Below are 11,155 nucleotides of genomic sequence, written 5' to 3' on the forward strand. Positions count from 1 at the left end.
CCGTACGGCGGGCTCCGTGCTCGTCGTCGCGCCGCGCGAGGTGCCGCAGCCGCCGTCCCGCACACACGGCTTCCTCGTCCAGCTCTACTCCCTGCTGTCCACCCGCTCCTGGGGCATGGGCGACCTCGGCGACCTCGCCGAACTCGCCACCTGGTCCGGCCGTGAACTGGGCGCAGGATTCGTCCAGATCAACCCGCTGCACGCCGCCGTCCCCGGCGACCCGACCGACCCCTCGCCGTACCGCCCCTCCTCGCGCCGCTTCCCCGACCCCGTCCATCTGCGGGTCGAGGCCGTCCCCGAGTACGCGTACGTCACCGGCCTGGGCACCGCGCGGCTCGACGGGCTGCTGGAGCAGGCCGCCGGACTGCGCGCCGCGGTCCTCGACAAGGGCGCGCTGATCGACCGCGACGCCGTGTGGGACCTCAAGCGCCAGGCCCTGGGCATCGTGCGCGAGGTGCCCCTCGGACCCGGCCGCCGCGCCGCGTACAACCACTTCCTCGCCGAGCAGGGCCAGGCACTGGAGGACCACGCCACCTGGTGCGCGCTCGCAGAGGTGCACGGCTCCGAGTGGCACGACTGGCCGCCGGGCCTGCGCGACCCGCGCTCCGCCGAGACGAGCCGCGCCCGGCACGAACTGATCGACCGCGTCGACTTCCACAGCTGGCTCGCCTGGCTCACCGACGAACAACTCGCGGCGGCGGGCAGCGCCGCCCGCGACGCGGGCATGGCCGTCGGCGTCGTCCACGACCTCGCGGTCGGCGTGCACCCAGGCGGCGCCGACGCCTGGGCGCAGCGGGACGCCTTCGCCGAGGGCATGTCCGTGGGCGCGCCGCCGGACGCCTTCAACGCCCACGGCCAGGACTGGGGGCTGCCGCCCTGGCGCCCCGACGTCCTCGCCGCCTCCGGCTACGCGCCGTACCGCGGCCTGCTCCGCGGCCTGCTGACCCACGCCGGCGCCCTGCGGATCGACCATGTGATGGGCCTCTTCCGGCTCTGGTGGGTCCCGGCGGGTGCCGAACCCACCCGGGGCACCTATGTGCGCTACGACGCCGAGGCGATGCTCGCCGTCCTCGTCCTGGAGGCACACCGCGCGGGCGCCGTCGTCATAGGGGAGGACCTCGGCACGGTCGAGCCCGGCGTACGCGAGGCACTGCACCGGCGCGGAGTCCTCGGCACGTCCGTGCTCTGGTTCGAGCGCGACTGGGAGGGCACGGGCCGCCCGCTGGCCCCGGAGAGCTGGCGCGAGGACTGCGTCGCCACCGCCACGACCCACGACCTGCCGTCCACCGCCGCGCGCCTGACCGGCGAACACGTGGAGCTGCGGCACCGGCTCGGACTGCTCGGCCGCCCGCTGGAGCAGGAGCAGCACGAGGAGTCCGCCGAGGTCGCCGACTGGCTGGGCACACTCACCCGGCTCGGCCTGCTGCCGCCCGACGGGGGCGACGAGGAGGAGCAGATCCGCGCGGTCTACCGCTTCCTGCTGCGCACTCCCGCCCGCATGGTCGGTGTCTGGCTGCCCGACGCGGTCGGCGACCGCCGGCCGCAGAACCTGCCGGGCACCTGGGACCAGTACCCGAACTGGCGCCTGCCGGTCGCCGACGCGACGGGCCGGCCGATGACGCTGGAGGAGCTGGCCGCCGCGCCCCGGCTGCACGGCCTGATGGGCGTATTGCGGCCTTCTGTCGGGACTTGACGCCTTCTACGGGACCCCCGGCCGCGCACCCGCGCCACGCGTTCGCTACGTTGGCACCGTGGACAAGAAGAACGCCCTGCGCGCCGGCGCTGTCATGGCCGGAACGACGCTGATGATGCTGCTCATGTCGTCCCCCGTGCTCGCCGTGACCCGTGACGACGGCGACGACCCGGGTCCGGGCCTGACGATCGGGGAGACCCTCGGTCTGTACGTGGCCGCGCCCCTGGTGCTGTTCGCGGTGATCGCCGGACTGGTGATGGTCCTCGACAAGTCCAAGAAGGAACACCGGGTCTGACGACCTCCCCTCCGTGAGAGGCGCCGCGCGGCACACCGCGCGGCGCCTCTCTGCGCGCTCCCGCCCCCGCGAACGCGCACCTGCCGCCCGCCACGGAAAGGGGGTGGGGCCGGCCCCGACAGGACCGGCCCCACCCCCGACTCCGTCACCTCAGGGCGTCACCCCGCCGCACCGTCCGCCGCCTGGGCGCGCAGAGCGCGCTCCACGCCCGCGCGCGACTCCGACATCAGACGGCGCAGCGACGCGTTCGGCGAGGCCGAGGCCAGCCAGCCGTCCGTCGCGTCCAGGGTCGACTGCGCGACCTGGAGCGCGGGGTACAGGCCCAGCGCGATCTGCTGCGCCATCTCGTGGCTGCGCGAGTCCCACACGTCCTTGACGGCCTCGAAGTACTTCTCCGTGTACGGCGCCAGCAGTTCGAGCTGGTCCGTCTGGACGAAGCCGCCGATGACCGCCGCCTGGAGCGCGTTCGGGAGCTTGTCGGACTCCACGACCGACGCCCACGCCTCGGCCTTCGCCTCGGCGGTCGGCCGCGCCGAGCGGGCCGCCGCGGCGTGCCGCTCGCCCGCCGCCGTGCGGTCGCGCTCGTACTCCGCGGCGATCTCCTCCTCGTCGTGCAGACCGACCGCCGCCAGCCGCTGGACGAACGCCCAGCGCAGCTCGGTGTCGACGGCCAGGCCCTCGACCGACTCCGAACCGTCCAGCAGCCCCTGGAGCAGGTCCAGCTGCTGCGGTGTACGGGCCGTCGCCGCGAAGGCGCGCGCCCACGCGAGCTGGTGGTCGCTGCCCGGCTCCGCGGTGCGCAGATGCGCCAGCGTCGCCTCCGTCCACTGCGAGAGCCCCGCCTCGCGCCACTCCGGCGCCGCGTACAGGTCCAGCGCGAGCTTCACCTGGCGGTGCAGCGACTGCACGACGCCGATGTCCGTCTCCTTGGCGATGCCGGACAGCACCAGCGCCAGGTAGTCACGGGTGGCGAGTTCGCCGTCGCGCGTCATGTCCCACGCCGACGCCCAGCTCAGCGCGCGCGGCAGCGACTCGGTGAAGTCCCCGAGGTGGGCGGTGACGACCCGCAGCGACTCCTCGTCGAGGCGGACCTTCGCGTACGACAGGTCGTCGTCGTTGAGCAGGATCACCGCCGGACGCGGCGTGCTGTGCGGGAACGGCACCTGGGTCAGTTCGCCGTCGACGTCCAGCTCGATCCGGCTCGTACGGACCAGCTTGCCGTCCCCGTCCAGGTCGTAGCAGCCGATCGCGATGCGGTGCGGGCGCAGCACCGGCGTGCCCTTGGCGCCCGGAGGCAGCGCGGGCGCCTCCTGCCGTACCGCGAGGGAGGCCACGTGCCCCGACTCGTCCAGCTCGATCTCCGGCCGCAGGATGTTGATGCCGGCCGTCTCCAGCCATGCCTTCGACCAGGTCTTCAGATCACGCCCGGAGGTCTCCTCCAGCGCGCCCAGCAGATCGGAGAGGCGCGTGTTGCCGTACGCGTGCGCCTTGAAGTACGCCTGCACGCCCCGGAAGAACTCGTCCTGCCCGACATACGCCACGAGCTGCTTCAGGACGGAGGCGCCCTTCGCGTACGTGATCCCGTCGAAGTTGACGAGCACGTCGTCGAGGTCGGTGATGTCCGCCATGATCGGGTGCGTCGAGGGGAGCTGGTCCTGCCGGTAGGCCCAGGTCTTCATGGAGTTGGCGAACGTCGTCCACGAGTGCGGCCACCGCGACTCGGGGGCGTGCGCCAGGCACGCGATCGAGGTGTACGTCGCGAACGACTCGTTCAGCCACAGGTCGTTCCACCACTCCATGGTGACCAGGTCGCCGAACCACATGTGCGCCAGCTCGTGCAGGATCGTCTCGGCACGCGTCTCGTACGCCGCGTCCGTCACCTTCGAGCGGAAGACGTACTGGTCGCGGATGGTGACGGCGCCCGCGTTCTCCATCGCGCCCGCGTTGAACTCGGGCACGAACAGCTGGTCGTACTTGGCGAACGGGTAGGCGTAGTCGAACTTCTCCTGGAACCAGTCGAAGCCGAGCCGGGTGACCTCGAAGATCGCGTCCGCGTCCAGGTACTCGGCCAGCGAGGGCCGGCAGTACACGCCGAGCGGCACCGACTGCCCGTCCTTCTCGTACGTGCTGTGCACCGAGTGGTACGGGCCGACGATCAGCGCGGTGATGTACGTCGAGATGCGCGGCGTCGGCTCGAAACGCCAGACGTTCGCATCGGGCTCCGGCGTCGGGGAGTTCGAGATGACGGTCCAGCCCTCGGGCGCCGTCACGGTGAACCGGAACGTCGCCTTGAGGTCCGGCTGCTCGAACGACGCGAACACGCGCCGCGCGTCCGGAACCTCGAACTGCGTGTACAGATAAGCCTGCTGGTCGACCGGGTCGACGAACCGGTGCAGACCCTCACCGGTGTTGGTGTACTCGCAGTCCGCGGTCACCGTCAGCTCGTTCGCGCCCTGGCGCAGATGGGGCAGCGCGATGCGCGAGTCACGGAAGACCGCGGCCACGTCCAGCGACTTGCCGTTCAGCACCACCTCGTGCACGGCGGGCGCCACCAGGTCGATGAAGGTCTCCGCCCCGGCGTCCGCGCTCTCGAAGCGCACGGTCGTGACGGACCGGTAGGTCCCGCCCTCCTGCGCGCCGCCGAGATCGAGGTCGATCTCGTACGAGTCAACGCTGAGAAGGCGCGCCCGCTGCTGCGCCTCCTCGCGGGTCAGATTTGTGCCAGGCACCCGGTCAGCTCCTCGGATCGGTACGTTTTGGCCCATCCTTCCATGAGGCAGCGCGATGGCACCCGGGTAGCGGGAGTGTTCCTACTCGGGTAGCATCGGTGGTATGAAGATCAGTGTGAGTCTTCCGCAGGAAGATGTCGCTTTCGTCGACGAATTCGCCTCCCAGACCGCCGCCAACTCGCGGTCGGCGGTGATACACGCCGCCATCGAGTTGCTGCGCGCCTCGCAGCTGGAGGCGGACTACGAGTCCGCGTTCAACGAGTGGGACGCGAGCGAGGACGCCGCCATCTGGGACCGGACAGTGGCAGACGGGCTCGCCGATGCGCAGAGGTGACATCTACCTGATCGATTTCGAGCCCGTGCGTGGTGCGGAGGCCAACAAGGCACGCCCCGCGGTCATCGTCTCGAACGACGCGGCCGGCCGGACCGTGCAGCGTCTCGGCCGGGGCGTCGTCACCGTCGTCCCGCTGACCTCGAACGTCTCGCGGGTCTTTCCGTTCCAGGTACTTCTGCGCGGTGGGGAGTGCGGGCTGCCGAAGGACTCCAAGGCCCAGTGCGAACAGGTGCGCGCGGTGGCGGTGGAGCGTGTGCTGCACCGGATCGGAGCAGTTCCGGTCGCACTCATGACCGAAGTCGACAGCGCGCTCCGGCGGCACCTCGCCCTGTGACGCCGCCCCGCCACCGCGCCCGCACCATGAACGGCGCCCCGCGTCAGCCGCGCAGCTCCGCGGCGACCAGTTCCGCGATCTGTACCGCGTTCAGCGCCGCGCCCTTGCGCAGGTTGTCGTTCGAGACGAACAGCGCCAGGCCGTTCTCCACCGTCTCGTCGACGCGGACGCGGCCCACGTAGGAGGCGTCCTTGCCGGCGGCCTGGAGCGGCGTCGGGATCTCGGACAGCTCGACGCCGGGTGCGTCCTTCAGCAGCTCGTACGCGCGCTCCACGCCGATCGGGCGCTCGAAGCGGACGTTCACCTGGAGGGAGTGCCCGGAGAAGACCGGCACCCGCACACAGGTCCCGGAGACCTTCAGCTCCGGGATCTCCAGGATCTTGCGGGACTCGTTGCGGAGCTTCTGCTCCTCGTCCGTCTCGAAGGAGCCGTCGTCCACGATCGAGCCCGCGAGCGGCAGCACGTTGAAGGCGATGGGGCGCTTGTAGACGGTGGGCTCGGGGAATTCCACGGCCTCGCCGTCGAAGGTCAGCCGGTCGGCGGTCTCCACGACCTTGCGGGCCTGGTCGTGCAGTTCGGCGACGCCCGCGAGACCGGAGCCGGACACGGCCTGGTAGGTGGTGGCGACGAGCGCGACCAGCCCCGCCTCGGCGTGCAGCGGGCGCAGCACGGGCATCGCGGCCATCGTCGTGCAGTTCGGGTTGGCGATGATGCCCTTGGGGCGGTCGGCGATCGCGTGCGGGTTGACCTCGGAGACCACCAGCGGGACCTCGGGGTGGCCGCGCCAGGCGGACGAGTTGTCGATCACGACGGGGCCCTGGGAGGCCACCTTCTCGGCGAGCGCCCTGGAGGTGGCGCCGCCCGCGGAGAAGAGCACGATGTCCAGGCCGGTGTAGTCGGCGGTGGAGGCGTCCTCGACGGTGACCGGACGGCCCCGCCACTCGATGGTGGAGCCCGCGGAGCGTGCGGAGGCGAACAGCCGCAGCTCGTCGGCCGGGAAGTCCCGCTCGGCCAGGATGGTGCGCATGACTGTGCCGACCTGACCGGTGGCTCCGACGATTCCGACCTTCACAGGGACTCCTCCGTACGTACATGCGGCCCGGGTGCCGCGTCCATGATGCGTCTCCCCGAGCCCGGCTTGTCCAATCCATTCCGCTGGTCGGGACGGGTGCGTCATGGGTCACACGGTCGGGCGGGCACACGTGAGGGGCGGGCGCCCGTACGGACGCCCGCCCCCTTCTGCCACGTGAATGCCCCCGTGAGGTGTACGGGGAGCGTTACGCCGTTACGGCAGGACCTTCTCGATCACGACACTGCCGGTGCCCGCGGCGGTACCGCGCGCGTTCAGCAGCTGGACCTCGCCGAAGAACTGCCGGCCCTCCGGAGCGGCGGCGGCCACCGTCACCTCGGCGGAGACCTCCGCCGACGCGCCGTTGGCGAGCTTCACCGGGGCGTCGCCGACCGTGACCTTGCCGAGCGACGCCGAGTAGAACACATCGCGGTAGTCGTACTCGGTGGTCCCGGCCGGGACCGAGTAGCCGACCACCACGAAGGTGTACTCACCGGCCGTCGGCTTGACCAGGCTGACGGCTTCCTCGGAGTCGCCGTCGGCCGACTGGCCGACGAGCACGCCGTCCCTGAGGACCGCGAGGTCCAGGTCCGCCGACTGGTCCGAGACGCCGCCGATGGCCACGTCGAGCCGCTCGACACCCTCACCGAGGGTGACGGTGGTCTCCTTCTCCTCGCCGTGGCCGATCGAAGGCCGGTCGACCTTCGCCGAGCCGAGCGAGCCGCCCGCGAGCTTGCCGTCGAGGGCGGCGAACTTGTTGGTGACGGTCCACTCGACCGGGGCCGGCGTGCCGATCCCGGCCTCGGGGAGGGTGCTGACCGCCGGGTCGAACTCGACGCCCAGAACGGCGACATCGAGCTTGTACGGGTTGTTCAGCAGCGGCGACGTGCGACGCGACTCGACCTCGACCTCCCAGACGCCGGGCTGCGGGTCGCTGTAGGACCGCAGGTCCGGACGGCAGGTGTTGGCCGGGTTCGAGTAGTTCGGGTAGCAGTTGACGGTCGAGGTCGGGTCGACCGGCGTCCCGTACGGGTGGAGGCTGATGAAGCGGGTCTGGCTGCCGTCGGCGAGTGCGCCGAGGGCGACCTCCAGGGACTTGGCACCCTCGGGGACCGTGACGAAGTACGACTCGGTGCCGTTGCGCTCGACCGAGCCCAGCGACGAGTACGTGAACGAGGGCTTCGCCAGCTTCTTGGAGACGACCACCGTGGCGAGGATCTGCTTGTCCACGCCCGTGGTGGAGCGGTCGTCCAGCTCCAGGATCGCGCTGTGCGCGCCCGCCTGGTCGGCCTTGGCCTGCACGGTGACGGTGACGGCCTTGTTCTTCGGCAGCTTGACCTTCTTGCCGCTCAGCAGCTTGAAGGTGCCGTCGTTGTACTTCCAGTTGAGGTGGTGCTCCACCAGGCTCTTGGGGCCGGTGGTGCGGGTGATGGTGATGTCGTACGTCCGGGCCTTGCCGGCCTGGAGGCCGCCCTCGCGGTCGTACAGGCCCGTGCCGAAGCCGGGCGTCTTCAGCGCGTAGTCGATCGCGGTGTCGACCGGAGCCTTGACGCCGTACTCGTGCGCCTTCGCGCCGTCCTTGATCGCGTCCCAGGCGCCGACGATGTCGATGAGACCCGCGCCCTGCTCGTGAGCCTGCTTGTCGGCGATCTTGGTGGCGGTGGAGGTGAGAGCCGTCCGCAGCTTCGCGGGGGTCAGCTCGACCCCCTTCTGCTTGGCGGCCGACAGCAGCAGCGCGCTCGCGCCGGCGGCCTGCGGAGAGGCCATCGAGGTGCCCTGGAGCATCGAGTAGCCGGGCGGCAGCTGGTAGCCGGCCTCGGCGACGGGGCCGCCGGGCGACCAGGTCTGCGTGGTGTTGATGGCGGCGCCGGGGGCCGAGATGATCGGCGCGAAGCCACCGTCCTCACGCGGACCGCGGGACGAGAACGGCAGCATGTCGTACTTCTTCGACACGACCGAGCCGTAGTTGGCCGCCCACGTCTCCTTGGAGATCGAGGCGCCGACCGAGATGACCTTGTCGGCCAGGGACGGGTCACCGATGGTGTTGAGGCCGGGGCCGGAGTTGCCCGCGGAGATCACGAGCTGGACGCCGTAGGTGTCGATGAGCCGGGTGTACAGCTCGGCGCGGGCGTTGTTGCCGTCGTTCAGCGCCGGCAGACCGCCGATCGACATGTTGACGATGTCCACACCGCGCTCGATGACGAGGTCGGCCATGCCCTCCGTCAGGGCGACGTTGGTGCAGCCGCCGCTCCAGGTGCAGGCGCGCGAGGAGACCAGCTTGGCGCCGGGCGCCGCGCCGTTCATCTTGCCGCCGAACAGGCTGTTGGCCGCGGTGATACCGGCGACGTGGGTGCCGTGCGAGCCCTCGATGACACCGATGTTGACGTAGTCGGACTTGACGCCCGAGTTGTTGACGACGTCCTGGCGGACCTCGATGACGAACGGGATGCGCTCGACGATCTCGGTCTTCGGGTCGTCCTCGCCGAAGTAGCCGACCTGGAAGCCGTTCTTGTACGGCTTCATCACCGTGTCGTTGCCGAACTTGCCGTCGTTGTTGAGGTCGACGCGCACGGTCCGGGTGCCCGGGTCGTACAGCATCGCCCACACGTCGGTGGTGTCGCCGTCGCGGTTCAGGTCCCCGGCCATGTCGCCGCCGAGCGTGGCGGACTCGGCGAAGAGGTTGAACTTGTAGTTGCCGGCGGGGGCCGTGTACGTGCGGTTGTTGACCGTGAACGACGGGCCCTTGACGTCGAGCTGCATCGGGCGCCAGGTGCCGTCGCCGTCGTTGACCGGGTCCGTCGCCGTGACCCAGTCGACGATCTTGCGCTCGCCGGTGGTGGTCTTCTGGAGCGCCGGGTGGCCCAGGTCGATGCCCGAGTCGAGGATGCCGATGGTGATCCCGCGGCCGTCCGCCTTGGGGTTCTGCTTGACGAAGTCGACGGCGCCCGTCTCGAAGGACGGGTTGTACGGATTCTTCGCCGGGGTGTTCGCGCCGGGCGCGGTCGCGGCCTGGGCGCCCGCGGCCTTCGCGGCGCCCTTCACCGTGTCGGCGGCGGGCGTCGGGTCGTCCAGCTCGATCTCGTGCTTGAGGTCGATGCCGTGGACGGAGGAGAGCTTCCCGGCCGCCTTGAGCGCGGCCTCGGCCTTGCCGGTGGGCAGGGTGGCCCGTACGTAACCGAGCTTGTCGTACGTCTTGCCGACCACCGCGCCGGACACGGCGTCGAACTGGTCGGAGACCTGCTCGGTCTGGCCCGGGGCCGTGGCCACCATGACGGTGACGTTCTTGTCCCCCTCGGCCACCGCCTTGTCCAGCAGATCGACGTCGGCCGAACCGAGCTTCTCGGAGGCGGACTTGGCGGGTTTCACAGGTGCGGAGGCGGCCGGGTCGTCGGCAGCCGGAGCGGCGAAGACAGGCAGCGCGCCGGTGGCTATCAGCGCGGCGGCCAGGCCCGTGGCGGCGGCGACCCGAGCCACGCGTCTCGGCCCGGATATGGAGCTCTCGGATTCGGAGGTCATCAGCATCCCTGGTTGTGAAAGAGACAGTCCGGAATTCGGTACCGGATGACCGCTCAGCTTTGCGTAAATGACCAGGGTTTGTGGAGAGCTGTCGGTACGGGGAAGTGCCGGTGGCGTACATCCGCCACCGCGCGGCCTCCGCCATCAGGGACCAACCCCCTTATATCCGGGCCTTCTTCGGCCGGCAGTGCCCCCGGCCGAGCCCCACAGCCGTCACCTCGGCAGCACGATCACCCGGGCCGGGGGCTCGCGGTCGGCGGAGGTCAGCAGGGCCGTGCGGACCACCGTCGCCTGGAGTTCGAGCGAGTCCCGCAGTTTCCGCGGGGTCAGATGGACCACCGTGATGCCCAGGCGCTCCAAGTGCTCGCGCTTGCGGGCGTACTCGGACCACGCGGCCTCGTCCTGCGGGGTCCTGCCGCGGCGCGGTGCGCGGGTGTCCAGTTCCACGGCGACCGCGTGGTCGGGCCAGTAGGCGTCGAGGCCGCCCAGGTGCGGGCCGCCCGGCAGGCGCAGGCCGACGTTCCAGACCGGCTCGGGGAGCCCGTACGCCCGCACCATCTCGTAGAGCCGGCCCTCGGCGACGGCCCGTCCGGCGGCGAGCAGTGAGTCCACCGCGTCCACGACGTGCGGCCGGGACAGCAGCCGGGTCTGGGTCAACTCCCGTACGACGGAGGCCGGTTCGCAGTACCCATGGCGCACGGCCTCGGTGAGCAGGCGGGTGACGTCCGCCGGGTCGGTGAGCCCGGCGACCGCGTCGGCCAAGGCGCGTGCCACCGGGGCCACCGGCAGGCCGGTGACCCGCTCCGCCCCCGGCAGCGCGTGGGTGCGCACGATGCGGACGCAGCCGGTGGAGCGCAGCCGGCGGGTGCGGGGGACCAGTACGTCGATATGGTCCAGCGCGGTCAGCGCGGGGGCCGACGGCAGGCCGTGCAGGGTGAGGGCGGCGAGGCCGGTGATCATGGCGATGTCGTCGGCCTCCCCGGCCCCGGAGCCGCCCGGCTGCGCCGGGACGTCCGGGCGGCGGCCCGCGTACAACAGGGCCCCGTGCAGGCGCTCCTCGCTGGTGGGCGGCCCCTGATGGAGCAGGAACACCCCTGGCAGCAACTGCTGCCAGGGGCCCCCGGGCGCGCATCGCGCGGCGGCGCCGGCCGCGCCGACTCCGTGCTCGCGCAACTGCGCGGCGGA

8 protein-coding genes are annotated in these 11,155 nt (G+C 71.3%); 4 read left to right on the plus strand and 4 right to left on the minus strand.

Annotation, left to right across the window (positions count from 1 at the left end; all coding sequences use genetic code 11):
* Positions 1 to 1,693: 4-alpha-glucanotransferase (malQ, locus tag GXP76_RS30365; protein ID WP_242574829.1), on the plus strand; the 1,693-nt coding region annotated here is incomplete at its 5' end.
* A 58-nt stretch (positions 1,694 to 1,751) separates the two neighbouring features.
* Positions 1,752 to 1,988, plus strand: a complete 237-nt coding sequence (locus GXP76_RS30370) for a hypothetical protein (RefSeq protein WP_242574830.1) — start codon at positions 1,752 to 1,754, stop codon at positions 1,986 to 1,988.
* Between the two features lie 158 nt (positions 1,989 to 2,146).
* Here the strand turns inward: GXP76_RS30370 and pepN are convergent, their stop codons facing one another.
* Positions 2,147 to 4,717 carry an aminopeptidase N gene (gene pepN, locus GXP76_RS30375; RefSeq protein WP_242574831.1) on the minus strand — a complete coding sequence of 857 codons (2,571 nt, stop codon included), beginning with the start codon at positions 4,715 to 4,717 and terminating at the stop codon, positions 2,147 to 2,149.
* Between the two features lie 103 nt (positions 4,718 to 4,820).
* Here pepN and GXP76_RS30380 point away from each other — a divergent pair, with 103 nt between their 5' ends.
* Both GXP76_RS30380 and GXP76_RS30385 read left to right on the plus strand, forming a co-directional pair.
* Positions 4,821 to 5,051 (plus strand): ribbon-helix-helix domain-containing protein, encoded by a 231-nt coding sequence (locus GXP76_RS30380; RefSeq protein WP_242574832.1) that lies wholly within the window; start codon positions 4,821 to 4,823, stop codon positions 5,049 to 5,051.
* Positions 5,038 to 5,385: a type II toxin-antitoxin system PemK/MazF family toxin gene (locus GXP76_RS30385; RefSeq protein WP_242574833.1), complete on the plus strand. Its 348-nt coding sequence runs from the start codon at positions 5,038 to 5,040 to the stop codon at positions 5,383 to 5,385. The genes GXP76_RS30380 and GXP76_RS30385 overlap by 14 nt, the downstream gene beginning before the upstream one ends.
* Positions 5,386 to 5,428: 43 nt before the next feature.
* Here the strand turns inward: GXP76_RS30385 and GXP76_RS30390 are convergent, their stop codons facing one another.
* From GXP76_RS30390 to GXP76_RS30400, 3 genes are all read right to left on the minus strand, one after another.
* A complete protein-coding gene (locus tag GXP76_RS30390; protein ID WP_242574834.1) occupies positions 5,429 to 6,457 on the minus strand; it encodes an aspartate-semialdehyde dehydrogenase in 1,029 nt (342 codons plus the stop codon).
* Positions 6,458 to 6,670: 213 nt separating this feature from the next.
* Positions 6,671 to 9,976, minus strand: a complete 3,306-nt coding sequence (locus GXP76_RS30395; RefSeq protein ID WP_242574835.1) for a S8 family serine peptidase — start codon at positions 9,974 to 9,976, stop codon at positions 6,671 to 6,673.
* A gap of 207 nt (positions 9,977 to 10,183) precedes the next feature.
* On the minus strand, positions 10,184 to 11,155 hold a 972-nt coding region (locus GXP76_RS30400; RefSeq protein WP_242574836.1), incomplete at its 5' end, for a hypothetical protein.

Origin of the sequence: Streptomyces sp. NP-1717, assembly GCF_022695985.1 — a bacterium.
Classification (GTDB): domain Bacteria; phylum Actinomycetota; class Actinomycetes; order Streptomycetales; family Streptomycetaceae; genus Streptomyces.

What these genes read in the sequence shown, in the direction of transcription:
- GXP76_RS30395 (WP_242574835.1), bottom strand. Translation starts at nt 9,976, where the DNA reads ATGCTGATGACCTCCGAATCCGAGAGCTCCATATCCGGGCCGAGACGC.
- GXP76_RS30385 (WP_242574833.1), top strand. Translation starts at nt 5,038, where the DNA reads ATGCGCAGAGGTGACATCTACCTGATCGATTTCGAGCCCGTGCGTGGT.
- GXP76_RS30380 (WP_242574832.1), top strand. Translation starts at nt 4,821, where the DNA reads ATGAAGATCAGTGTGAGTCTTCCGCAGGAAGATGTCGCTTTCGTCGAC.